The sequence below is a fragment of the Bacillus cereus group sp. MYBK14-1 genome (genome assembly GCF_051916885.1).
Taxonomy (GTDB): domain Bacteria; phylum Bacillota; class Bacilli; order Bacillales; family Bacillaceae_G; genus Bacillus_A; species Bacillus_A cereus.
This window is the reverse complement of sequence record NZ_JBQAHM010000001.1, coordinates 920,602-945,259: the sequence shown is the minus strand read 5'-3', so window position 1 is coordinate 945,259 and position 24,658 is coordinate 920,602. Positions and strand designations below refer to the sequence as shown.

Here is a 24,658-nt window from a genome sequence, read left to right as displayed (position 1 = left end):
TTTTTACATAATCAGCATTATCTTTTTGATTCCTTCAAATGTTTGAGCTGCGTGACAATCATAATGCTAATAACAACGAGTAAAAACCATGAACTAATTTTGCTTAAGTGAACGAGATTCCATGCTTCCCGTTGATTTGGATATTGCCATGCTCCGAAAAATGTTGCGATGTTCTCTGCAATCCAAATGAAGAAACCGATAAGGAAAAAGGAGAGAACGAGTGGTATTTTATATGTAACGCCTCGTAATGAAAATTCCACAAATGTCCGAAAGAAAACGATGAATAGAAGTAAAGTTAAGAACCATCTAAAATCGTATAGAAAATGATGCGTGAAAAAATTGAAGTAAATCATTGCTCCTAATGGCACGGTAAAAATAGCTTTCGGCCAATAATGCATTTGTAAATGCAACCTTCTCCACGCTTGGCATATGTAACTTGCGACACTTGCGTACATAAAGCCGCTGTAAAGCGGAACTCCAAAAATCTTTGAATACGCCTCTTCAGGATAACTCCATGAACCGAAATGAACTTTATATATTTCTAGTAAAAGGCCGATGAGGTGAAAGACAGTAATTACTTTTAATTCGTCTTTCGTCTCAAGTCCAGTCTTGTACATAATCCACTGCATAAGAAGACATGCGATGAGTATGAAATCATAGCGATATAACCCTGGAATAGAAACGATTTTTGAAAGGGCTAGTGTTAAGAAAATAATGACTGGGAATAAGCAAGATAATGCTTGCTCGTAAGTGAAGTGTAGTAGTTGTTTTATATAGAACATTGTGTCACCTTCGGGATTTTTATTAGAAAAATCAAAATAATTAATAAGTATACTACAATTTAAAAAATAATCCAGTAGTCTATTTTGCATGTATTTGTAAGTTTTAGAAGGGAATTGTAATGAGTATTTTAATATTTAGCGAAGTGAAAAAATAGTTTGCTATTTAAAAAAAGTGGGGATATAATATCTAAATGAAAATGATAATTATTATCAATAATAATTATAAATAAGAAATAATTATAAAAAACAACTGAATATAAAGGATGAAATGAAACATGTTACATAAGTCTACTGTACATGCTGGTAATAACCGCTGGATACATATTAAGTTCATATGTTTCATGAGCTTAACAATTTTATGTTTAATTGGATCTATATTTTTAGCCATTTCATTTGGTGCAAAAGATATTCATTTACAAACGGTGTGGGCAGCGATTTTGAATTACAATCCGAAATTAACGCAGCACCAAATTATTTATGAATTAAGGCTCCCGAGAGTAATTGGTGCAGCAGTTGTAGGGGCAGCTTTTGCGGTTGCTGGTGCTGTTATGCAAGGTATAACACGAAATCCTTTAGCTGATGCAGGTGTACTCGGAATAAATGCAGGTGCGATGTTTGTAGTGGCACTTAGTTTTGCTTTTTTTCCGCATATGCCGTATTCCTATTTAATGATTGTTTCCTTTATTGGAGCAGTCTTAAGCACAGTACTTATTTTTGTTATTGGATCAGCAACATCAGGCGGGTTAACACCAATGAGGTTAACGATTGCTGGAGCGGTTATGGCAGCGCTTTTACATTCATTAAGTTCAGGTGTTGCGATTTATTATGATTTAAGCCAAGATTTAGCGTTTTGGTATGCTGGTGGTGTTGCAGGGGTTAAGTGGGAACACTTGAAATTTTTAGTTCCTATTATTCTTATAACGATTATTTTCGCGACAATGCTAGGGAAATCTATTTTACTCATATCAATGGGGGATGATGTTGCTACAAATTTAGGAGTGAAAACGAACCGAACGAGAATACTAGGGATGATTATAGTAGTTATTCTGGCAGGTGTTTCTGTTTCAGCTGTTGGTTCTATTGGATTTGTGGGACTAGTTATCCCGCACATTGCTAGAAAATTAGTTGGTGTGAATTATAGACTCATTATTCCTATGTCAGCATTATTAGGAGCTATGTTATTAGTTGTAGCTGATTTAGGGGCAAGAACAGTAAATCCTCCTAAGGAACTTGCGATAGGGATTATGGTAGCTCTTGTTGGAGTTCCGTTCTTCCTCTATATAGCACGTAAAGTTGGGAGGGAGTTATAAGTGAAAGATCTTTTTAACACGGATAAAAAGAGAGCTATTACTGTAACTACAATCTTCGGATGTATAAGTATCGCTGTAATTTTAATTAGTTTAAATACAGGGACACTGAGTATAGCGCCACTTAGAGTAATTGAAACACTTTTGGGTTATGGTAATTTTGAGAGTGCAACCGTGCTATATGATTATCGTATGCCAAGAATAATAATCACGATGTTAGCCGGTATCGGTCTTGGTATTTCCGGTGCGATTTTGCAAGGGTTATCACGTAATGCACTTGCAGATCCTGGTATTTTAGGGTTGCATTCAGGTGCATCTTTCGGTCTTATCGTATTTGTTACTCTCTTTCATTCTATTAATGAGAGTGCATCCATTTTAATACCGTTATTTACATTTGGCGGAGGAGTATTAGCTGCATTTCTTATTATTTTACTTGCGAGTGATCGGTCAAAAGGTTTACTTCCCATTAGACTTATTCTCGTCGGTATTGCAGTTTCAGCTGGCTTTAGTGCAATTTCGCTATTTTTCTCTCTCAAGTTAAATGATGAGACGTATACATTCGCTTCTAGATGGCTAGTTGGTAACGTGTGGGGAAGGGATTGGATTCATGTCCTTTCATTATTACCTTGGATTTTCATACTAACCCCTTATGCGTGGCTAAAATCTAAAACGTTAAATGCATTGTCACTAGGTGATAGTGTAGCAGCAGGACTTGGTGTTTCTGTTCAAAAAGAACGGTTATTACTTTTAGCTACAGCGGTTGGATTATCTTGCACAAGTGTATCGATGGCAGGAGGAATTGGTTTTATCGGTTTAGTTGCTCCGCATATCGCAAGGAAGTTAGTAGGTACTACATATCAACACTTTCTTCCTTTAGCTGGCATTATCGGAATGATTATTTTAGTGCTAGCAGATACGATAGGTCGTTCTATATTTGAGCCAAATTCTATTCCAGCTGGTGTAGTAGTGGCAGCTTTAGGAGCACCGTATTTTCTTTATTTACTTACAAAAACAAAATAAATACTTCAAAGAGGAGAACATATGAAAAAGAAACTTACTATTTTATTTAGCGTGATGTGTATTTTAGTATTAGCAGCATGTGGTCAAACGAAAGCTAATGAAGAGGCAACGAAAAAAACGGAAAAAAGTAATAATCCAAAAATTGCTTCAATGTCTATTCATTTAACAAATGATTTACTTGCATTAGGAATTACACCAGTAGGTTCTGTTATTGGTGGAGATTTAAAAGATTTCTTACCGCACGCTAAAGAGAAGTTGAAAGATACGAAGAAGCTTGGTGTTGTAACAGATCCGAATATGGAAGCGTTACTTCAATTAAAGCCAACTGACATTTATGTTGATGAAAAATATGCTGGTAAAGATGTAGCGAAATACGAAAAAATTGCAAAAACACATTCTTTCAATTTAGATGAAGGTACGTGGAGAGAGCATTTAAAACAAGTTGGTAAACTTGTAAACCGTGAGAAAGAAGCAGATAAATATATTCAAGATTACGAAGAGCAATCAAAACGAGTAAAAGGTTTAATAGATAAAGAGCTAGGTAATAACGAAAAAGTAATGGCAATTCGCGTTACTGCAAAAGAATTGCGTGTATTTAGTACGAAAAGACCGATGGGACCAATTTTATTCCAAGACCTAGGGTTACAACCTGCAAATGGTGTAGAGAAAATCGATGGAAACCGTCCTTTCGAAGTCATTTCACAAGAAGTATTACCTGACTTTGATGCAGATGCTATTTTCGTTGTTGTAAACAGAGACGATAAAGCAAAAGCTGCATTTAAACAACTTCAAGAAACACCAATCTGGAAAGACTTAAAAGCAGTTAAAGGCAAGCACGTATACATTATCAATGACCAACCATGGCTTGACTATTCTGCTTTAGGAAACAAAATGGCAATGGATGAAGCGGAGAAAATGTTTACGAAATAATATCGATTCGTCGTTAGGAAGATCCTCTAAATTTAGAGGGTCTTTTTTTATTGTTAGAATAAATGAAAAATTATACAATGAATTTAATTTAACGTAGAGGAGATGTGCCAATGTCAGCGCTTATTGTAAGTATCCCGTTTATAAAGCAGTTTATGGAACAAGGGGATAAATAGGCTAAAATAAGTATCCCCGTTATTAAAAAAGGGGGAGTTTGAAATGACAATGAATCTTTTTCGAAATAAAACGATTAAATTATCAGCTATGAGAGAAACAGATGCTGAAGTAATGGCTATGTGGCAAGAAGATAGTGAGTATTTAAGAAATGTTGATACAGATGTAGCATTCCCGCAATCTTTAAATGAAATAGCAAGTGATGGGTTATTAAAAGGACGAAGATCGAATAGTGTTTCTTTCATGGTAAGGGCAGTTCAAGAAGATCGCTTAATTGGTTTTGTGGCGATTCATGGTATAGAGTGGAATAACAGAACAGGTTTATTAGCCATTGGTATAGGAGATGCGAATGATAGAGGAAAAGGATATGGGAAAGAAGCAATACATCTTATTCTAAAGTATGCTTTCTATGAATTGAATTTACACCGCATCGGTCTCGATGTTATTTCGTATAATAAACCTGCCATTGCATTGTATAAAAAGATGGGTTTTGAAATGGAAGGCTGTATGAGAGAAGCGGTTCAAAGAGATGGGAAGTGTTTTGACCGTATGATTATGGGGATATTGCGGGATGAATGGATAGAGCGGCAAGGTTAGAAAATACATTCGAAATTATATATGTAGTATGCAGGAGATATAATGGTAATTGGCGAAAATTCACAGTGTGTTGATTGAATTTATAAGGAGTCATGCAAAATGAATTTAGAAAAGGCAAAACCAGTAAATGAAGAGGTCGCCGAATTAAAAGAACTTATTAAAGAGTTACACGGAAGTGTGCACCAACTTCAAAGTGAAGTGCAGCAACTAAGGCACGAAAGACCAGTTGTTGAAGTGAGAAAAGGTGTTCAATTATCACCAACAATTGTCGGACAAATTGGTGGTATGATTTTAGGCGGTTTAGCAATTATCGGTATATTTTGGTGATGAAAAAAGGTTTGCAGCACGGATGCTGCAAACCTTTTGTATTTGACGATATAATTTCATGCAATACAACTTTTACATTAAATAACGTAAATATATATAAGCATGTGATAACAAGAGTGCAACAATAGTTAATGGTAAACCGATTTTTAAGAAGTCCATATAAGAGAAGCCATGTCCTTCACGTTTTGCAATACCAGCAACGACTACGTTTGCAGATGCTCCGATTAGCGTTCCGTTTCCTCCTAAGCAAGCTCCAAGAGATAACGCCCACCATAGTACTTCGATTTGCGGAGAATCGACAGATAGTCCGAGTCCTGTAGCTAAGTCTTGAATAAGAGGGATCATCGTTGCGACAAATGGGATGTTGTCGATTGTTGCAGATGCGATGCCAGATACCCATAAAATAAGTATAGCTGCAAATCCGATGTCACCGTTTGTTACGTCGATTACTTCTTTTGCAAGTGAAGAGATAAGTCCGATATCAATTAACCCGCCAACGAGAACGAATAGTCCGGCGAAGAAGAAAATGGTTACCCATTCAACGTGGGCAAATACATCTTCAATATCATGTTCTTTCACGCCGATTAACATAAGAAGTGTAGCGCCTGTCATCGCTATAACGGCAGCGTCTACATGAATAATCGAATGAAGTACGAAGCCTAAAATAGTTAGTCCTAAAATCGAAATAGATTTTAAAAGGAGGCTTTGATCCTTAATATAATCTTTTTCATTTAATGCCATTAGTTTTTCGATTTGTTCAGGTGTTGTTTTTAGTTTGTTACGGTACATGAAGTAAATAATGCCAAGTGTCACAATAGAAATAATAATTACGATTGGAGCTAAGTTAAGTAAAAAGGCGTTAAAGTCTAAATGCTTGTTTGCTGATCCAATCATAATATTAGGTGGATCACCGATTAATGTTGCTGTTCCGCCTATATTTGAAAACAGCACTTCTGAAATCAAATAAGGCACAGGATTTACTTTTAAAATACGTGTAATGGATAATGTAACAGGAACGATTAATAAAACAGTCGTTACATTGTCCAAAAATGCTGATCCGACAGCAGTTAATAGGGATAGTAATAATAAAATGCGAATCGGTTTTCCGCCAGCTCCTTTTGCCGCTTTAATGGCCACAAATTCAAAGACGCCTGATTGACTCGTAATATGTACGAGAATCATCATCCCAATTAAAAGGGTAATCGTTTCCCATTGAATATGTGATGTGAAAGCAGTATGTAAATCTACAACTCCAAAAATAATCATAATAGCAGCACCGAATAGTGCGATTACAGCACGATTCAATTTCTCAGAAATAATAAATCCGTACGTGATTAAAAATACGGCAATTGCAAAATAATATTGCCAATTTGCTACTTCATGTGCTGACTGTTCCAATCATGTCACCTTCTTTAAATTATGTATTCAATTGTCGAAATGTATCTCGCTGCAATAATACGGGATAAAATATATTGTAGCAAATTCAAAAAAGAAAGAAAACTATTTAACAAAGTGAAGGAAAAAATGTATTTTTTACATATCATATAAAAAATATAAAAAACACAGTGCAAATTATTAGGAAAAGTGAGCGTTGTCCTCTAATATAGAGATAGCAATTTACATTATTTTTGCGTAAAATGGTTTAAAGAGGTGAATTCCGATGGAAATAGTAAAAGATAGTTCTCTTATTCAAAATGAAATTGAACGTTTTGTAAATAAAGATGTATATATTCATTTAGAAACGACAAACGGAGCGTATGCATCACACATAAATGAAAAGATGATGACAGTTGGTGCTTTCATTCGAAATGCGATTATCCGTTTTGAACGCGGGAAGATAACTGGAACAAATCCATACCGAGTTGGTCTGAAAATGGATCACGGTTGGGTATATGCTGAAGGTATTACGCACTGGGAAGTAGACGATCAAGAGCGTTTATTATTAGCTGGACATGATAATTTAGGTCGTCTAGCAGTTGCACTTGAGTTAAGCTTAACACCATTTAAGTAAGAAGGAGGGAAACTTATGGAGAGACATGTACTTGTTGTATTTCCGCATCCAGATGATGAAGCATATGCTGCGGGAGGGACAATTCGCTTATTAACAGATCAAGGAGTACCTGTAACATATGCATGTGGTACTCTAGGACAAATGGGACGTAACATGGGTAAGAACGTATTCGCTAACCGTGAAACGATTCCACATATCCGTAAGAAAGAATTGAAAGATGCTTGTGAAGCGATGGGTATTAAAGATTTAAGAATGCTTGGCTTCCATGATAAAACGTTAGAATTTGAAGATGTTGATTTCGTTGCTGACAAAATTCAAGCAATCATTCAAGAAGTAAATCCATCTCGAATTATTACATTTTATCCAGAGCACGGTGTACATCCAGATCATAATGCATTTGGCCGCGCTGTCGTTCGCGCTGTATCACGTATGCCAAAAGAAGAGCGCCCAGTTATTCATGCTGTTGCGATTACGAAAAATCGTGAAGCAGTATTAGGAGAACCGGATGTTGTAAATAACATTAGTGAAGTATTTGATCATAAATTAACTGCATTAGGTGCGCACCGTTCACAAACAGAAGCAATGCTTGAAGACACGCATGCAAAAATAAAAAACAAAGATGCAGCAACATTAAAATGGCTGCAACTTGAACAGTTTTGGACTTATAAATGGGAGTAGGCTAGAAGGATATCTTCTAGTTGCTCTTACATAGAAAAAGCGCCGTCACTTGTGATGGCGCTTTTTCTTGTTGAAGACTATATATTTTTTAGGGTGCTTCAAAATTTTTAAATTAACGTGCAGTGTAGCCTCCATCAACAAGAAGTGTTGTGCCGTTAACAAAACTAGCATCATCACTTGCTAAAAATAAGACAGCTTTAGCGACTTCTTCTGGTGTTCCAAGTCTGCCTTGTGGATGAAGTGAAGCTAAATATTCTTTCTGTTGAGGATTAACACTACCTAGTAAAGGGGTGTCAATATAACCAGGGCACACCGCGTTAATACGTATTCCATATTTAGCGTAGGCAGTACATAAATTTTGAGTTAATAGTTTCACACCACCTTTTGCAGAGGAGTATGCTGTTGGTGTAGGTAATGAAACAAAACTATGAATCGAACCAGCGTTAACGATGACACCACCTGTACCTTGTTTAAGAAATTGTTCAATCGAATATTTATCAGAAAGGAATACCCCAGACAAATTAATATCAATAGTTCTTTTCCACTTTTCATAGGATAATTCGTTTGCCGGTGCATCATCAGCAACGCCGGCATTGGCATACATAATATCTAATTTACCGTATGTACTTACTGTCTCATGAATTAGCTGTTTAATATCTGCCTCTTTTGTTACATCGGTTTTAATAAATAACGTATTATATCCATGTGCATTCAATTCATCTGATAGTTCTTTTCCACGTTCAGAAAAGTCAGCAATAACTACTTTTGCACCTTCTTCGATAAAAAGACGAACAGTAGATTCGCCAATTCCACTTGCACCACCAGTTATGATTGCTACTTTGTCTTTTAATTTCATATAAACCTCTCCATTCATTAATGAATTTAAGTCGAATTTTTAAATCTTGTTACTAAACTATTAACCTTAAATAGTAAGTAGATAGAAGAAAAAAGCTCGCGTTTACTTAATCGTGAGAGTGCTATTTTTTCTTTAGTGTACTTTTTGATACAGTTATGGACGAAAATATTAATTTGGTCAATTTTATCATTAGATTGAATATTTGGTAAAGAGCTCTCGAACAGAGCGAGTAAGGATGTTGAAAAAGTAAAATAAACATTCAGTATTATTTGTAGGGTAAGGAACAAAGGGGAGAGATGCATAACGAAAACTACTACTCTAGTTAAATAGGAAAAAGCCTTGCAGGGGGGCAAGGCTTTAAACAGGGTATTAAAAATGATTGATTTATTAAGAATAACTTCTTCTTGTGAATAAACTAATTTTAGCATAATAACTCATATATATGTGTTACGAATTTGTGAATAAAAACTCAATGATAAAAGTATGAGTGAAAGGAAATAATGTATATGAGAAGCGTATATTTTGAATTATTTAATAGAATAATATATATTTATATTGATTTAATGATTTTAGTTTGTTAAAAATGGGGAAATCGATATGAAGGTTAAATTTGCCGTAATAAAAGATGAGAATTTTGATTGTAGTTTATTGGAAACAAAATTATTGAAAACTTTTAAAGAAGTAGATTGTGAAGCAGATATTGTAAAGGTTGAGGATGAAATTTTTGAAAACAATGATATACAAACGTATTTATCAGAAATAACCATTCATGTTACTGGAAAAAATATTGGATATAGATCGGTTTCAGCCAGTATATTTATTGTTCTAGAGAGTTTATCAATACAGCTATTTCGTATTCATATTAGTATACTTTAAGCAGTTCAAAAAGTGGCTTCTTCAGAAAATCATACTGATTATATGGAGTTGTAAATATGAAAACAATAGAAATTATCGTAGGTGCTCCCGAATGTTGGATTGCACCTTGTTTGTTGTTAAATAAACAAGGGATTCCTTTTTTAATTTATCTTAACGCTGATTTATATAGAAGATAGGAAACATATGAATAATTCAATTAGATTGTACAAATAATTTGGTACGCGGATGTACGCAATGTATTCACAGGTAAGAGGGTTGTCTCATAATATATATAGATTTTTCTATTAAGATGAACAGAGGGTGTGAATATATGGAAGATGTTTACGCTAAAATTGACAGTCTCAAGGCGGAGCAAAAAGAAATTATGAGAGACATTCGTGCTTTAGAAACGCGTACTACTATTAATGAGAAAGATATAGCAACAATCAATAAGCAATTAGAAAAAATAAGTACAAACACAACTTGGATTTTGCGAATTATTATTAGTGCGATAATAATGTCAGTTTTAGGATTAATATTAAAAGGAATGATTTAAAAGAAAGAGGGGAGCTCCCTCTTTCTTTTATGTAAATGAGAAGCTATAAATTTTCCGTTTCCTTTTCATCTGCATACTTATCCTCTAAGGAAATTAATAGAGGAATGGATACAGTTACTAGAATGATTAAAGTGGTGATAAAAGATTTAGAAAGAGAAAAAGAACCTTCAATTAAAGGTGATAAAAACTTGAATGAAAGTATACTTGTTATGAAGGAAATTACTAAAAAGCTCAAAAGAGATATATTTTTATTCTTTATAGATATCTCTATAAAGTCTTTAACACAGGTTATTACGACAAATATAGTTAATATGATAAGAGAAACAAAATAATGTGTTAAATTCGTCATACTAATAGTAGGATCGTCTATTATGTAAGCAAGTAACTTAGATACTAATATTCCTCCAAACAATAAAATAATAAAAGCAAGTAATCCTTCCGATATATAAGTGCTGAAATTGCCTTTCTTGTTAAAGAGTTTATAGTTTAGAGTAGATTGGGTTATTTGAATTAGGAATAGGGTAATAATCCATACATAATATACAAATGGTAATTCTCCTGAGAATAGAGAAATTAGAAAGTTTACTACTGTCCTTAAAATTTCAATCATTACGAAAGGCCTCCAGTTTGTAAGCTTGTGACATTAAAATATGCTAGTCTATCGTTTAATAATTAAACTTACGAATTCAAACTATTTCTAATTATTCCATAAAAAGGCGACTGCATCAAGTTATCTTTTTAACAATCCTCCAAGGCCGAGCACTAGTAAAAGAAACGTAGTATGTAATATAATTGAAAAAGTATATTTAAAAATCGATGTTAATATTACCCTCCTATAAGTATTAACATACGTAATTGAGGTGTTTTCTTTGTTGTTTTATGAACGGATTTCTATAATGGCCCCTCCTGTTCCGTAGCTAAGGAAAGTCTTTTTATTTCTGAGATTTTCAAAGTTATAGGAGGGTATGAAAAATGAAAAAAGTCTCAGTACCATCACTTTTGTTAATGATTGTTCTTGTCGCATTTCCGCAAATTAGTGAAACGATTTACACACCGTCGTTACCTGATATTTCAAAGGCGTTACATGTAAGTAATAATGAGGTGCAGTTAACACTTAGTGTGTATTTTGCTGGTTTTGCGTTAGGTGTATTTTTTATTGGGTGGTTATCAGATATAATTGGTCGTCGCCGGGCGATGTTACTTGGAATTGTCGTATATGGCGCTGGGAGTTTCTTATGCTATATTGCAAATTCCATTGAAGTTTTATTGGTAAGTCGTTTTATTCAAGCGTTTGGAGCAAGTGCAGGATCAGTTGTGACGCAAACGATTCTTCGTGAAAGTGTAGAAGGGCATAAGAGGCATGTTATGTTTGCTCAAATCTCGGCAGTCATTGCTTTTACACCAGCGATAGGACCGTTAATTGGTGGCTTTCTTGATCAAATGTTTGGATTTAAAATAGTATTTTTAAGTTTAGTAGTTATGAGTATCGGTATTTTTCTGTATACGTTTTTTTCTCTTCCTGAAACAAAGACGGACTCAGTAACGAATAAAATAAATGTGTTTTCAGTCTCGAAGAGGTTAATTACAAATCCGAAAGTGGTAACATATGGGCTGTTAATTGGAGGAGCAAATGGTGTTTTATTTAGCTATTATGCAGAAGCGCCGTTTATCTTTATTGAATATTTTCAATTATCGCCTAGTATGTATGGATTTCTAGGAATTGTTGTTGCATCTGCTTCTATTGTTGGAGCGAAAATTTCAAAACGTTTACTTGCTACTTATAAACCAGAGAAAATTATATATATCGGTTGTCTCGTAATGACAGGGGGAGCTATCCTTTTATCTGTTATTACGTTTATTGGATTAAATCCGAATGTAATATATATGGTTGTATTTTTAATAGCAATGTTTATATTGTTATTAGGGATTGGAGTAGCGTTACCTAACTGTTTAAGTTTAGCGTTAGTAGATTTTCAAGATGTCATTGGTACAGCAGGTGCATTGTTTAGTTTAGGGTACTATGTAATTGTAACGATGACAATTTTGGGAATGAGTCAGCTGCATACAGGCTCGTTACTAGTGATGCCACTTTATTTTCTGGTTATTGTAGTTATAATGGTAGTGTTTACTAGGGTATTTATCTTTGGTAAGCAAACTTCGAAATCGATTTAAATATGAAATTGTAAAAGAGTCTCATTTTTTAATGAGACTCTTTTATATTTTGGCTGGGGTAAAGAAGTTAGTAGTTTATTAATATATTAAATTTCTCATTGGTATATAAATCGAATGTGTGGGGAATTACGTTATTAACTATAAAGGTTGAAGTATTTGACATATGAAACCGAGGAAGAAATACTCTCCTCGGTTATTTATATTGTAATAATATACATGCCGGAATCATATTGAATAGATGTATTTTATTGTTAATTTAGTTAAAAATTAATCAGACTTATGTATAATAATTTATTGAAAAAATAATTGAATTTTTCAGATTAATGAATTAATATAAGGTAAGTAATTTTAATATTTATAGAATATTGGAAGATGAAAGGTTTTGAGAATTTTATTAGGAGCGCAAAACGATTTTAGGATAGCTTTAAAGCTAGTGTAAAATGACGTTTGCTTCATCATTTTCAGGGCCGAAAGGAATTAGGGGAAAGCATCTTGTGTTAAAATGCGGCTATGAATCATCTAAGAGGGGGAAGTGAAGTGGCAAACAAAGAATTGAAAAGAGGTTTAGAAGCACGTCATATTCAAATGATTGCTTTAGGCGGAACGATTGGTGTTGGTTTGTTTATGGGGTCAGCCAGTACAATTAAATGGACAGGTCCGTCAGTAATGCTTGCTTATGCAATTGCAGGTATTTTCATCTTCTTCATCATGCGTGCCATGGGAGAAATGTTGTATATGGAGCCAAGTACAGGCTCATTTGCGACATTCGGTCATAAGTATATTCATCCACTAGCTGGTTATATGACAGCGTGGAGTAACTGGTTCCAGTGGGTTATCGTTGGGATGTCAGAAATTATCGCGGTTGGAGCGTATATGCAATATTGGTTCCCAGATTTACCAGCTTGGATACCAGGTATAATTGCAATGGTTATTCTTGGTGCAGCTAATTTAATTTCTGTTAAGTCATTTGGTGAATTTGAATTTTGGTTTGCAATGATTAAAATCGTTACGATTCTATTAATGATTATTGCAGGATTTGGCCTTATTTTCTTTGGAATTGGTAACGGCGGAGAAGCGATTGGCATATCTAATCTTTGGTCAAATGGCGGTTTCTTTACAGGTGGTTTCTCAGGATTCTTCTTTGCATTATCACTTGTAGTTGGTGCATACCAAGGTGTGGAATTAATCGGTATTACTGCTGGTGAAGCGAAGGATCCAAAGAAGACACTTACAAGAGCGATTCAAAGTACAATTTGGCGTATTTTAATTTTCTACATCGGTGCTATTTTCGTTATTGTAACTGTGTATCCGTGGGATCAATTAAGTACAATTGGTAGCCCGTTCGTAGCAACTTTTGCGAAGGTTGGTATTACGGCAGCAGCTGGACTTATTAACTTTGTTGTTATTACAGCAGCAATGTCTGGTTGTAATAGTGGTATTTATAGTGCTGGTCGTATGCTTTATACGTTAGGTGTAAATGGACAAGCACCGAAATATTTTACGAAACTTTCTGGAAATGGTGTACCTTTATTTGGTACAGTTGGCGTAATTATCGGTCTGGCGGTTGGTGTTGTTTTAAGTTACATCGCACCGAAAAACTTATTCGTATATGTATATAGTGCGAGTGTACTTCCTGGTATGGTACCATGGTTTGTCATTTTAATTAGTCAAATTAATTTTAGAAAAGAAAAGGGAGCAGAGATGAAAGATCATCCATTCAAAATGCCATTTGCTCCTGTAACAAACTATTTAACGATTGCCTTTTTAATTATGGTATTAATCGGAATGTGGTTTAACGATGATACTCGTATTTCATTAGTTGTAGGTATTATTTTCTTAGCTATCGTTACAATTAGTTTCTATGCTTTCGGAATAGGAAAGCGAGCTCCGTTAGACGTTCAAAATAATAAAGAGATTTCAAGTAAATAAAGAAAAGGCTGTTCATCTGGAACAGCCTTTTCTTATTGTTGCTATTTGTCGATAAGTCGATATAGCTTGACGAATCGTTGATATAATTTGATTTATGATAGATATATTTGAAAAATCGTTGATATATTGTACGTTATGATAGATATATTCGAAAAATCGTTAATATAGTTTCACATATTATCTGTCACTATCATGATTAAAATCTCTCTAATACGATTTTCCCAATGGTGTGCCCGCTTTCAAGTAGTGCATGTGCTTTCTTTAAGTTTTCAGCGTTAATCGGTGTTAATGTTTCATTTTTATGTAAGCTGTACTGATAGTCTAGAAGGAGTTTATTTCTAAAAAGAAGAATTTTTTATTGTATTACTTTATCCCAAACTAAATGTAAAGGTGGATACATAATGACAGTAAAGAAGCTTTATTTCATCCCAGCAGGTCGTTGTATGTTAGATCATTCTTCTGTTAATGGTACACTCGCGCCGGGGAATTTATTGAACTTACCTGTATGGTGTTATCTTTTGGAGACAGAAGAGGGGCCTATTTTAGTAGATACAGGTATGCCAGAAAGTGCAGTTAATAATGAAGGGCTTTTTAACGGTACATTTGTTGAAGGACAGATTTTACCGAAAATGACTGAAGAAGATAGAATCGTGAATATATTAAAGCGTGTAGGGTATGAGCCGGACGACCTTTTATATATTATTAGTTCTCACTTACATTTTGATCATGCAGGAGGAAACGGTGCTTTTACAAATACACCGATTATTGTGCAGCGAACGGAATATGAGGCAGCACTTCATAGAGAAGAATATATGAAAGAATGTATATTACCGCATTTGAACTACAAAATTATTGAAGGGGATTATGAAGTGGTACCAGGTGTTCAATTATTGTATACGCCAGGTCATTCTCCAGGCCATCAGTCGTTATTCATTGAGACGGAGCAATCCGGTTCAGTTTTATTAACAATTGATGCATCGTACACGAAAGAGAATTTTGAAGATGAAGTGCCGTTCGCAGGATTTGATCCAGAATTAGCTTTATCTTCAATTAAACGTTTAAAAGGAGTTGTGGCGAAAGAGAAACCAATTGTTTTCTTTGGTCATGATATAGAGCAGGAAAAGGGTTGTAGAGTGTTCCCTGAGTATATATAGTGCAAAAAGTCATGAGTTCGCGTGCTCATGACTTTTTCGTTTAAATAATTTTTTTAAATAAATTATAAACTTTTTTTGAACTATCTTCGTTTAACTGATAGTACGTAAGGTTTACATCATCAGGAGTATCTTGCTGAGCAATCATCACTTCGCTGCTGTGATGATCAACTACCCATATGAAATATTTTTTATAAGTTCCATCCTCGAAAGTAATCCACATATCACAATCTATTAAGTCTGATCCTTCTTCATCTAATGTTAATTTACCTTTTTTTGCGGTATTCATACTGTTAATAAACGTTTTTAATTCATCTGTTTTTGTGAGAAAGATATCCTGTTTTGTTTTAATTGATTCGACATGTATATCTTTTATTTCCTGTTTACCTAAAAAAACAGGGGGCTCATTTGGATCTCGCGAGCTTGAAATAATAGTAGCTTTCTTTTTCGGCTTATTTGCAGTATAGAGATCTTGAATAGATTTTCCCGAGTTTATAAACCATGCAATTCCAGAAATAATTAATACGCTACCTAGCAATAAAATAATTTTTTTAATAGGATTTTCTCCTCTCTATTACTTCGTGTGAAGAGCTTTTCTATTAATATATGATAGGTAAGCGTAAAGTATTATAGTTGAACTTGGTTATGCTTCACAGTTTTTATCGGGCGATCTATGAGTAAATTGTAAGTGAGCCCAATTAATACGAAAATGCCACCGATAACTTTACCAATTGAGAGTTCATTTGTCAGGAAGAAATCAATAATAGTCCCCGCAAATAATTGTCCGATAAAGATGAGTAATGTTAAATAAAAGGCTGATATTTTAGGAGTAATATAGTTGGATAATGAAATAACGATAACTCCTACTAATCCGCCTAAGTATACGGCGATAGGAATAGATTGCAACTTATGAATAGGGATATACAATGAATCTGAACTGAAAATTAAAAATAACATAGAGAAAAATAATCCAGTAATATAATTGAAAAACGTGCCTTCCCAGTTTCCAATTTCCTTTGCTAAATTCGCGTTAATAATTCTAGCAACAACGATAGAAACACCAGCTAAAATAGCGATCGTAATATATAACATTTTCTTGCCCCCATTAATAAATTGTCATGATTATAATTCCAGAAGAGATGAAACATAATCCAATTAGTTTTTTCTTTTCAAACTTTGCAACTTTCATTCCTAATAAGCCGAAATGATCAATAACGATGGAAGCAATAGATTGACCGAGTAAACTTAATGCGATCGTAATAGAAGCACCAAGGACGGAGAAACTTATATTGTTAAAAAGAACAGTGAATACTCCAATCGCTCCAGCGCTATATAAAAAAAGTGGAATACTTTTATCGAAACGAATTTTATTTTTGTTTATGATTAAAATGAAGATAACTGCAATTAAACCGACAAGGTGAATGACCACGCTTGCTGTGTACTTGCCAATTAACTCAGATAAAATTCCATTCAATGGAAGCATAACGGCGATGAGCACACCAATAAAGACAGAAAGAAAGTTATACAATGTAATATCCCCTTTGTATTTCATATTTGTAATGACTGTATCATGCTGAAATTGTGTATTGTTATGACATATGTCATAGTGGAAGAAGAAAATTTTGATTACAATGGGGATGAGTTGTAAAGGTGGGGAACTATGAAGAAAGTATGTAATTCTATTAAATTAGCAGAGTATATGAAGAAAAATAATATTGATTCATTTTTTAGTCATGATATGAAGCCATATATGAAACTTATATTTTTTAAAAAGAATGAGTTTATTTGTAGAGAAAATGAAGAGATAGATTATTTATTTTTCTTCGTTGAAGGAAAAGCGAAAGCGTTTAATACATTAAGTAACGGGAAATCTGTATTATTATGCTTTTATGATAGCTTGCAGCTGTTAGGAGATGTGGAGTTAATTCATTCTCAAAAGACAACTTCAAACGTACAAGTGATGGCAGATTCATATTGTGTTGGTTTGCCTTTAGGGAAAGTGAGAAATCAACTATTTAATGATGCGAAATTTTTACGATGTATTTGCGGATCGTTAGCGCATAAGTTAAATCGGCTTTCAAAAAATAGTACAATTAATTTACTATATCCTCTTGAAAATAGACTTGCGAGTTACATGTTAGCAGCAGGAGAACGGGCAGTACAGCACGGAAATAGAATTGTATTTAGTGGGAATTTAACGGAAACAGCGGAATTGTTAGGAACGAGCTATCGGCATTTGTTGCGCACATTAAATGTTTTTTGTGATAAAGAGATAATAAAGAAGAATGATGGTTGTTTTGAAGTAGTAAACGTGGAAGTTTTGAGAGAATTGGCAGCAGATGTTTATAAATAGGAGGAGAGTATAAATGATAACACCTATATTTAGAATTTTTGATATTGAAAAAGCAAAACTATTTTACTTAGGTTTTTTAGGATTTGAACTGGATTGGGAACATCGGTATGAGGAAAATATGCCATTATATTTGCAAATTTCGTTACAGGATGCTGTGATACATTTATCAGAACATCATGGTGATGCCTCACCAGGTGGTGCGATTCGGATCAAAATAGATGATGTAAAGGATTATCATTCTGTAGTATTAAGTAAAGAATATGCTTATTCGAAGCCGAATATAGAAAAAACACCTTGGGGTACAATTGAATTAACCGTAATTGATCCGTTTTCAAATAGAATTACACTATACGAGGAAAAATTGTAGAAATGGAATGAAGAGTAGTTCATAGAGCAGTGAACTGCTCTTTTTTATTTTGAGTAGATATTGAATCATATAAAAAGAAAATGTTATGATTATGGAAACGCATGAATATATGAACAAGTATTCATACGTTTAAGAAGAGGAGGGATTAGAATGAAAGATCTAATTATTATTGGGGCGGGTCAAGCTGGATTAACAATGGGATATTACTTGAAGCAAGAAGGGCATAATTTTTTATTACTTGAGGCAGGAAAACGAGTTGGTGATTCATGGAGAAATCGATATGATTCTTTGCAGCTTTTTACCCCAAGGTCTTACAGTAGCTTGCCGGGTATGGCGTTAATAGGTGAAAAAAATGAATTTCCATATAAAGATGAAATTGCAACTTATTTAGAAGAATATGCAAGACATTTTCAATTACCGGTACAATTACAAACGGAAGTTCTAAAAATAAAGAAAGAAAAAGAAATATTTGAATTACATACTCCTACAGAAATTTTACAAACGAAAAAAGTTATTATCGCATCAGGTGCTTTTCAGCAACCGTTTATTCCCTCAGTTTCAGCAAATCTATCATCACATATTTTTCAAATACATTCATCACAATATAAATCACCATCACAAATTCCTAAGGGAAAAGTACTAGTAGTAGGTGGTGGGAATTCAGGAATGCAAATTGCAGTAGAACTGGCAAAGACTCATGAAGTTACGGTGTCTATTAGTCATCCTTTAACGTTTTTACCGTTACAACTTTTGGGAAAAAGTATTTTTAATCTGCTAGAAAAAGTGGGTTTATTGTACGCTGAAATAAATACAAAAAGGGGAAGATGGTTTCAGAAGAGAAAGGACCCTATTTTCGGTTTTGAAGGTAAGAAACTTATTCGTAATGGAGCAATCAAACTGCAAGAAAAAGTAGTAAGTGCATCAGGAAATAACATTATGTTTCAGAATGGTGATACTTATAGTGCAGAAAGCATTATATGGTCAACTGGTTTTGTTCAAAATTATAATTGGATTGAAATTGAACAGGCAGTGAATGAGAAAGGATTTCCTAATCATATAAAGGGAATCAGTCCAGTAAAAGGATTGTATTATATCGGTTTACCATGGCAATCTCAAAGGGGTTCCGCACTTATTTGTGGTGTAGGAAAGGATGCAGAGTATGTACTTTCTGAAATCAAAAAAATAGATCAGTAGCAATAACTACTGATCATCCATATGTACATGAATTAGGAGAGGTCAAACATTTATTAACTTTATTATAATAGAATTTCATAGAATTAAAAACTGAAAATTCAAATTTAATGTTGAGAAAGTTTTTTGTATCGAAATATATGAAAAAATAGGGATTTTTATTAAAACAGAAAAAGATATTTCTATTTTAGTAAATTATGATATAGTCTAAATAAGTGTGTTTTTCCATAAATGTAATTATTTTCATTGTAATTTTGTTTATATGAGGGAAGGAGAAGTAATTATGAAGTTTGATGATCAACGCTTACTAGGAGTCCGATTAGGTTCTGTACTTGTGACAGAGGAAAATCAATATTTAGTAATTAAGAAAAAAGATCATTATGCACTGTTAAATATACATAATTTAGAATGCACTCATGTTGAAGTGCAGTTAGAACATTTGGAAGAAATGTTGCGGGAAGATTTCCAAGAAAGTATAACGGAGATTATCGCACCAGAACATATAAAAATTGTTGCGAAAAATGTTATATAGATAAAGAAGCTGGAAGGAACAGCTTCTTTATTTTCATTATAAGGATAACGTTTTTACAACCTCACCAATGATCCCTTCCATTTGATGAACACCTAAATCGGAATTGGTCATAATAACAGCACCATTCCCGCAGTATGGATAACAAACCATCATACATTGAAATCCAACGCCCCATCCGAGTGAATAAATCTGTAATTCTTCATTAGAATCATCTAGAAAAACACCTAATCCAGTCCATTTTGAGCAACCTTGAGGAGAAATCATGTCTATTACTAATTTTTGAGAAAGTTTTAGTTTGCCCTTTCCTTGTAAGGAATGAATGATTTCAATAACTAAAGCTGATAAGTCAGTTGGTGTTGTCCAAATACCTGAAGCAGCTGCGAATGGATAAAATGGATACTTCTCATTTGTTACAGTTCTATCTTTATTATGTCCGCAAGCAAAAACATCGGTTTTATCTATGTCTTTTGGAGAAAAAAGTGTACTATTTTTCATTTGTAATGGCTGGAAGATGTGTTCTTCTAATAACTGACTAAATGATCTTCCTGTAATATCTTCTAGTAGTAGTTCGATTATACAAAAGTTTGCGTCTGAGTAGTGAAATTCACTTTCTGGTTTATAAGTTACCTCTATAGGTACGGGGCAATATAGTGTTTTACCGGAAAGGAGCTCAGACATATTAGGTAAGCCTTTTGCAGGTGTATAATGTTCAAAACTATTAGGTGGATCAATGAGTCCAGATTGATGGCTTAATAAGTTTCTCAAAGTGATGCTTTTTTGTGAAGTAAATAGATTAGTAGGAATGTTCCAAGATGTGAGTTTATCATTTACGTCTTCGTCTAAATGCAAGATTTCTTGATCTGATAACATTAGTACGAGCATTGTAGTGATGAATTTGCTGATAGAACAAGAATTAAAGAGAGAATTTGTAGTAACAGCTCTAGTTGTTCCAGCTTCAAGTGTTCCAAAGGCAGTCGCTTCATCTAGTTTGCCATTACATATAACAGCGAGGCTTAAACCTGCAACGGAATATTGGTTCATTTTCTCGTATATATTGCTACTTTTTAAGTTCATGGTGACTCCTTTCTTTAAAGACAGAATAGTATTTTTATTATACAGTAGTAAAAAAAAGAAAACACTTCGTCATTCACCAATGAAGTGTTTTCTTTTTTAGTTAGTTTGAAGTGAACTTTTGAAAAAAATTGTCTCGGTACATGTACATAACCCATGAGATTGTTATTAAAGAAATGATGATTTGTTTGTTTTTAATTGGTGCATTGAAAACAAGCCAACCAACTATATCAAATAACAAATGTAGCACGATTGAAAGAACTACAAATTGAAGTAACGTATTTAAAAATCTTTTCATAAAGTGTCCCCCTAAAATAATAGGTTTTATTAACAGTTTGATATAGTGATATTATACATTAAATGTGTATTGTGGTAAAATTTACATAAGTTAGTGGAATTAAAGCAAATGAAAGTTAGTAAGGGGGGAACATTCATGGAATTCTGGATGGTTATACTGATAGTAGCCTTTGGTTTCATTTATATCGCTGAAAAATTAACTACAATTGAAAAGAAAAATGATGCGCATTTAAAGAGAATTGAAGATAGATTACAATTAATTACGAAAGAAATGGGAATTGTAGAAAGAGAACCTGAAATTAATAAAGAACTACGCCAGCTTGTAGAAGAAGGCAAAAAAGTTACAGCAGTTAAGAGAGTAAGAGAAGCTTTTGGTTTTTCCTTACTAGAAGCGAAGCAATATGTTAATAAATTATAAAAAAGATCATCCATTTGGGTGATCTTTTTTCACTGCACCATGCGTGTATTTACATAAGCGGCGATAATAAAGTGTCCAATTATAATGATAGGAATAACGATTGTGACATTAGGAGTAGTGAAGACACTACCGATTGTCGCAATGACACCAGCAATTAAATTATAAAGACCTACTATTTTTGATAGTTTCACTTTATCAGGCACGCGGCGTTCGTTGAATCCTGATAAGAGCCAAGTGTACTGCTTTACTCCGATGAAATAAGCTAGTGCAAATGAAATGATTGCTACTATAAATAATGTTGGTGAAGCGAAGAGAGTCATTGCAAACACCTCCGTTAATGGGCTATAAATAAATTATAGTCCGAATGTTATAATTTAACAAAATATAAATTTGGTTTTAAGTGTAATAGAAAAATGAAGTATTGGTAATGAGGGGAGATTAAGTATGAATATTGTGGAGTTTCATAGGTATGTATCAAATTTCAGTAAAGAAAAAGGATTTCAAGATACAACAATTGAAGAGCGTACGATATATACGATGGCGGAATTAGGTGAATTAGCGGAAGTCATATTAAAGCGTGATACAATACAAGATGCGAAAAGAGAAATCGGTTTAGAAATGTTTGATGTAATTTGGAATGTATGTGATTTAGCAAATAAATTAAATATTGATTTAGAGAAGGCGTTTAAAGAAAAAATGAAAATTAATAAAAAGCGTGAATGGTAAGTAGAATTTTAATTTGTAAAGATGGGTGATATGAATGAAAAAGAAGCTTTTTATAGGAGGAATCTTTACTTTAATTAGTGTAATAAGTGTTGTCGTTTACTTAGTTTTTCAAGGCATATTCATTCCGAATCAAATAAGTGCTGATAAGTATGAAATAAAAGGTGTAGATGTCGCATCGTATCAAGGGGATATAGATTGGAGAGAGTTGGAAAAGCAAAATATGAAGTTTGCGTTTATAAAGGCGACTGAAGGAAGTTCGTTTGTGGATGAGTACTTTTCGAAAAATTGGAGGAATGCGAATAAGACAGATATGCGCATCGGAGCGTATCATTTTTTTAGTTTCGATAGTAAGGGTGAAACACAAGCAGAGCAATTTATACGAACTGTTCCAAAATATAAACAAGCACTGCCACCCGTGATTGATGTTGAGTTTTACGCTAACAAAAAAGATAATCCGCCTAAGCGTGAAGATGTTACGAAAGAGTTGGCGGTCATGATTGAAATGCTAGAAAAACATTACGATAAGAAAGTAATATTGTATGCAACGCAAGAGGCGTATGATTTATATATAAAGGATGCGTATCCAAAATGTAATATATGGATTCGTAGTGTTCTTACAAAACCGAGTTTATCTGATGAGAGAAAATGGACGTTTTGGCAATACACGAACCGCGGGAGATTAAGCGGTTATAATGGAAAAGAAAAGTATATTGATTTGAATGTATTTTATGGGAATGAGGAAGAGTTTGAGAATTATGGAATGAAAGATTAAGTTTTAAAGCGTACAAAATTTTGTACGCTTTTTTGTTAATTACATAAAAGTATGCAAATGAAGATGGAACAAACATTTGAGATAAATTGTCTAATATAGGTAATAACTATTTAGCTTGAAAGAAAGGGTTGATAACATGAAAAAGAATACGTTGTTAAAAGTAGGATTATGTGTAGGTTTACTAGGAACAATTCAATTTGTTAGCACGATTTCTTCTGTACAAGCATCACAAAAGGTAGAGCAAATAGTAATCAAAAATGAGACGGGAACCATTTCAATATCTCAGTTAAACAAGAATGTATGGGTTCATACGGAGTTAGGTTATTTTAATGGAGAAGCAGTTCCTTCGAACGGTCTAGTTCTTAATACTTCTAAAGGGCTAGTACTTGTTGATTCTTCTTGGGATAACAAATTAACGAAGGAACTAATAGAAATGGTAGAAAAGAAATTTCAGAAGCGCGTAACAGATGTCATTATTACACATGCGCACGCTGATCGAATTGGCGGAATAACAGCGTTGAAAGAAAGAGGCATTAAAGCGCATAGTACAGCATTAACCGCACAACTAGCAAAGAACAGTGGATATGAAGAGCCGCTTGGAGATTTACAAACAATTACGAGTTTGAAGTTTGGCAATACAAAAGTAGAAACGTTCTATCCAGGGAAAGGACATACAGAAGATAATATTGTTGTTTGGTTGCCACAATATCAAATTTTAGCTGGAGGCTGTTTAGTAAAATCTGCGGAAGCTAAAGATTTAGGAAATGTTGCGGATGCGTATGTAAATGAATGGTCTACATCGATTGAGAATGTGCTGAAGCGATATGGAAATATAAATTCGGTAGTACCTGGTCACGGGAAAGTAGGAGACAAGGGATTACTTTTACATACATTGGATTTATTAAAATAAGAAATTGTAGAAATACAAAAGAAAGGAGAAATAATTTTCTCCTTTCTTTCTTCTAACTATATTTAAATGCTGAATCTGTCGATTACGTCAGCATATATTACTGAGATTTTAATTCCAAGTATACAAATACTAGTACTGTCATAATTGCAATAACAACGTAAGTAGCATCAAGCATTATAAGTGTTTTTAAAGTTTCAGTCATCGTAATTCACCCCTGTTATAAAAATATAACATGATCTTTTTATTGATTAGATTAGAGATCATAAAGATAAAATGTATATGAAATTTCTTAAGTAGCTTCTATATAAATATATCATATAAATAATGTAAGTAATGTTAAGATAGTGTAAATGTATTGTAAATAAAGAGGTTTACAATGAAGGCTTTAATAAAAAAATGATAGTTCCTTAAAATAAAAAATACGCTATTCTTTCTATTGAATGATAGAAAGAATAGCGTATTTGTATGTCTATTTTCATATGTGATGAATTGCAACTATTTGTACATGGGACTCAAAATTTTTTTCGTTTTATATATTTCTCCAAATTAATTAGCTATTTAAAAGTATCGAAAGATGTGTGCACACTAATGCTTATTTTTTAGTGTCAATAAAAATATTATGTCAACAATATGAACTGTCACAAATCTTTATATATTATTGTGATTGATATCACATCAC

At 33.6% G+C, this 24,658-nt stretch carries 30 protein-coding genes; 20 read left to right on the top strand and 10 right to left on the bottom strand.

The annotated features are described in order from the left end of the window. Positions 1-17 precede the first annotated feature (17 nt). Positions 18-782, bottom strand: a complete 765-nt coding sequence (locus ACTFR3_RS04855) for a DUF817 domain-containing protein (RefSeq protein WP_063245699.1) — start codon at positions 780-782, stop codon at positions 18-20. Between the two features lie 275 nt (positions 783-1,057). Here ACTFR3_RS04855 and ACTFR3_RS04850 point away from each other — a divergent pair, with 275 nt between their 5' ends. The 5 genes from ACTFR3_RS04850 (at position 1,058) to ACTFR3_RS04830 (ending at position 5,134) form a co-directional block, all read left to right on the top strand. Continuing rightward, positions 1,058-2,092 (top strand): FecCD family ABC transporter permease, encoded by a 1,035-nt coding sequence (locus ACTFR3_RS04850; protein WP_322356962.1) that lies wholly within the window; start codon positions 1,058-1,060, stop codon positions 2,090-2,092. Beyond that, positions 2,093-3,109, top strand: a complete 1,017-nt coding sequence (locus ACTFR3_RS04845; RefSeq protein WP_322356961.1) for a FecCD family ABC transporter permease — start codon at positions 2,093-2,095, stop codon at positions 3,107-3,109. It begins immediately after the preceding gene. A gap of 21 nt (positions 3,110-3,130) precedes the next feature. After that, positions 3,131-4,039 (top strand): iron-hydroxamate ABC transporter substrate-binding protein, encoded by a 909-nt coding sequence (locus ACTFR3_RS04840; RefSeq protein WP_322356960.1) that lies wholly within the window; start codon positions 3,131-3,133, stop codon positions 4,037-4,039. A gap of 216 nt (positions 4,040-4,255) precedes the next feature. After that, positions 4,256-4,807 carry a GNAT family N-acetyltransferase gene (locus tag ACTFR3_RS04835; protein WP_017673083.1) on the top strand — a complete coding sequence of 184 codons (552 nt, stop codon included), beginning with the start codon at positions 4,256-4,258 and terminating at the stop codon, positions 4,805-4,807. 99 nt (positions 4,808-4,906) lie between these two features. Next, complete coding sequence (locus tag ACTFR3_RS04830) at positions 4,907-5,134, top strand: hypothetical protein (protein ID WP_001047304.1); 228 nt, start codon at positions 4,907-4,909, stop codon at positions 5,132-5,134. 72 nt (positions 5,135-5,206) lie between these two features. Here the strand turns inward: ACTFR3_RS04830 and ACTFR3_RS04825 are convergent, their stop codons facing one another. Continuing rightward, on the bottom strand, positions 5,207-6,532 hold the full coding sequence (locus ACTFR3_RS04825; protein WP_440044212.1) for an ArsB/NhaD family transporter: 1,326 nt from the start codon (positions 6,530-6,532) through the stop codon (positions 5,207-5,209). A gap of 262 nt (positions 6,533-6,794) precedes the next feature. On the opposite strand from ACTFR3_RS04825, the gene ACTFR3_RS04820 reads away from it, so the two are divergent. After that, positions 6,795-7,145, top strand: a complete 351-nt coding sequence (locus ACTFR3_RS04820; protein ID WP_000407045.1) for a YojF family protein — start codon at positions 6,795-6,797, stop codon at positions 7,143-7,145. A gap of 15 nt (positions 7,146-7,160) precedes the next feature. Next, positions 7,161-7,823, top strand: a complete 663-nt coding sequence (gene bshB2, locus ACTFR3_RS04815; RefSeq protein WP_000439485.1) for a bacillithiol biosynthesis deacetylase BshB2 — start codon at positions 7,161-7,163, stop codon at positions 7,821-7,823. Between the two features lie 112 nt (positions 7,824-7,935). On the opposite strand, the gene ACTFR3_RS04810 is transcribed toward bshB2, so the two are convergent. Further along, the gene (locus tag ACTFR3_RS04810; protein ID WP_000768018.1) at positions 7,936-8,679 is read right to left on the bottom strand and encodes an SDR family NAD(P)-dependent oxidoreductase; all 744 of its coding nucleotides are present in this window, start codon (positions 8,677-8,679) and stop codon (positions 7,936-7,938) included. Between the two features lie 597 nt (positions 8,680-9,276). On the opposite strand from ACTFR3_RS04810, the gene ACTFR3_RS04805 reads away from it, so the two are divergent. Next, positions 9,277-9,555, top strand: coding sequence for a hypothetical protein (locus ACTFR3_RS04805; RefSeq protein WP_000865005.1), 279 nt, complete (start codon positions 9,277-9,279; stop codon positions 9,553-9,555). A gap of 310 nt (positions 9,556-9,865) precedes the next feature. Next, complete coding sequence (locus ACTFR3_RS04800) at positions 9,866-10,090, top strand: hemolysin XhlA family protein (RefSeq protein ID WP_000390461.1); 225 nt, start codon at positions 9,866-9,868, stop codon at positions 10,088-10,090. Positions 10,091-10,133: 43 nt separating this feature from the next. Here ACTFR3_RS04800 and ACTFR3_RS04795 read toward each other — a convergent pair whose 3' ends face one another. Further along, positions 10,134-10,700 carry a DUF5823 family protein gene (locus tag ACTFR3_RS04795; protein WP_440044211.1) on the bottom strand — a complete coding sequence of 189 codons (567 nt, stop codon included), beginning with the start codon at positions 10,698-10,700 and terminating at the stop codon, positions 10,134-10,136. 362 nt (positions 10,701-11,062) lie between these two features. On the opposite strand from ACTFR3_RS04795, the gene ACTFR3_RS04790 reads away from it, so the two are divergent. The 3 genes from ACTFR3_RS04790 to aiiA all read left to right on the top strand — a co-directional run bounded on the left by ACTFR3_RS04790 (position 11,063) and on the right by aiiA (position 15,345). Continuing rightward, on the top strand, positions 11,063-12,262 hold the full coding sequence (locus ACTFR3_RS04790; protein WP_322356958.1) for a multidrug effflux MFS transporter: 1,200 nt from the start codon (positions 11,063-11,065) through the stop codon (positions 12,260-12,262). A 537-nt stretch (positions 12,263-12,799) separates the two neighbouring features. Then, on the top strand, positions 12,800-14,191 hold the full coding sequence (locus ACTFR3_RS04785; protein ID WP_001284404.1) for an amino acid permease: 1,392 nt from the start codon (positions 12,800-12,802) through the stop codon (positions 14,189-14,191). Between the two features lie 401 nt (positions 14,192-14,592). Further along, positions 14,593-15,345: a quorum-quenching N-acyl homoserine lactonase AiiA gene (gene aiiA, locus ACTFR3_RS04780; protein WP_000216574.1), complete on the top strand. Its 753-nt coding sequence runs from the start codon at positions 14,593-14,595 to the stop codon at positions 15,343-15,345. Between the two features lie 40 nt (positions 15,346-15,385). Here aiiA and ACTFR3_RS04775 read toward each other — a convergent pair whose 3' ends face one another. From ACTFR3_RS04775 to ACTFR3_RS04765, 3 genes are all read right to left on the bottom strand, one after another. Further along, a complete protein-coding gene (locus ACTFR3_RS04775; protein WP_000901701.1) occupies positions 15,386-15,880 on the bottom strand; it encodes a hypothetical protein in 495 nt (164 codons plus the stop codon). Between the two features lie 89 nt (positions 15,881-15,969). Further along, entirely contained in the window at positions 15,970-16,434 is a 465-nt protein-coding gene (locus tag ACTFR3_RS04770) for a DMT family transporter (protein WP_000965811.1), read from the bottom strand. A 13-nt stretch (positions 16,435-16,447) separates the two neighbouring features. Then, positions 16,448-16,894 carry a DMT family transporter gene (locus ACTFR3_RS04765; protein WP_002039063.1) on the bottom strand — a complete coding sequence of 149 codons (447 nt, stop codon included), beginning with the start codon at positions 16,892-16,894 and terminating at the stop codon, positions 16,448-16,450. A gap of 108 nt (positions 16,895-17,002) precedes the next feature. Here ACTFR3_RS04765 and yeiL point away from each other — a divergent pair, with 108 nt between their 5' ends. The 4 genes from yeiL to ACTFR3_RS04745 all read left to right on the top strand — a co-directional run bounded on the left by yeiL (position 17,003) and on the right by ACTFR3_RS04745 (position 19,785). Beyond that, on the top strand, positions 17,003-17,695 hold the full coding sequence (yeiL, locus tag ACTFR3_RS04760; RefSeq protein ID WP_000754835.1) for a transcriptional regulator YeiL: 693 nt from the start codon (positions 17,003-17,005) through the stop codon (positions 17,693-17,695). A gap of 13 nt (positions 17,696-17,708) precedes the next feature. After that, positions 17,709-18,062, top strand: coding sequence for a glyoxalase superfamily protein (locus ACTFR3_RS04755; RefSeq protein WP_322356957.1), 354 nt, complete (start codon positions 17,709-17,711; stop codon positions 18,060-18,062). Between the two features lie 150 nt (positions 18,063-18,212). Beyond that, positions 18,213-19,256, top strand: a complete 1,044-nt coding sequence (locus tag ACTFR3_RS04750; protein ID WP_000653863.1) for a flavin-containing monooxygenase — start codon at positions 18,213-18,215, stop codon at positions 19,254-19,256. A gap of 280 nt (positions 19,257-19,536) precedes the next feature. Next, positions 19,537-19,785, top strand: coding sequence for a hypothetical protein (locus ACTFR3_RS04745; RefSeq protein ID WP_000666948.1), 249 nt, complete (start codon positions 19,537-19,539; stop codon positions 19,783-19,785). A 36-nt stretch (positions 19,786-19,821) separates the two neighbouring features. Here the strand turns inward: ACTFR3_RS04745 and ACTFR3_RS04740 are convergent, their stop codons facing one another. Both ACTFR3_RS04740 and ACTFR3_RS04735 read right to left on the bottom strand, forming a co-directional pair. Further along, positions 19,822-20,859, bottom strand: coding sequence for a serine hydrolase domain-containing protein (locus ACTFR3_RS04740; RefSeq protein ID WP_065229140.1), 1,038 nt, complete (start codon positions 20,857-20,859; stop codon positions 19,822-19,824). A gap of 100 nt (positions 20,860-20,959) precedes the next feature. Continuing rightward, positions 20,960-21,154, bottom strand: coding sequence for a hypothetical protein (locus ACTFR3_RS04735; protein WP_000819661.1), 195 nt, complete (start codon positions 21,152-21,154; stop codon positions 20,960-20,962). Positions 21,155-21,289: 135 nt separating this feature from the next. On the opposite strand from ACTFR3_RS04735, the gene ACTFR3_RS04730 reads away from it, so the two are divergent. Next, positions 21,290-21,571, top strand: coding sequence for a hypothetical protein (locus ACTFR3_RS04730; RefSeq protein WP_000397720.1), 282 nt, complete (start codon positions 21,290-21,292; stop codon positions 21,569-21,571). 29 nt (positions 21,572-21,600) lie between these two features. Here the strand turns inward: ACTFR3_RS04730 and ACTFR3_RS04725 are convergent, their stop codons facing one another. Beyond that, positions 21,601-21,891, bottom strand: coding sequence for a DUF3784 domain-containing protein (locus ACTFR3_RS04725; RefSeq protein WP_000171772.1), 291 nt, complete (start codon positions 21,889-21,891; stop codon positions 21,601-21,603). A gap of 124 nt (positions 21,892-22,015) precedes the next feature. On the opposite strand from ACTFR3_RS04725, the gene ACTFR3_RS04720 reads away from it, so the two are divergent. The 3 genes from ACTFR3_RS04720 (at position 22,016) to bla2 (ending at position 23,979) form a co-directional block, all read left to right on the top strand. Next, positions 22,016-22,297, top strand: coding sequence for a MazG nucleotide pyrophosphohydrolase domain-containing protein (locus ACTFR3_RS04720; protein ID WP_001028115.1), 282 nt, complete (start codon positions 22,016-22,018; stop codon positions 22,295-22,297). Positions 22,298-22,331: 34 nt separating this feature from the next. Further along, entirely contained in the window at positions 22,332-23,069 is a 738-nt protein-coding gene (locus tag ACTFR3_RS04715; protein ID WP_000727665.1) for a glycoside hydrolase family 25 protein, read from the top strand. Positions 23,070-23,205: 136 nt separating this feature from the next. Continuing rightward, entirely contained in the window at positions 23,206-23,979 is a 774-nt protein-coding gene (gene bla2 / locus ACTFR3_RS04710; RefSeq protein ID WP_016124981.1) for a BcII family subclass B1 metallo-beta-lactamase, read from the top strand. Positions 23,980-24,658: the final 679 nt, after the last annotated feature.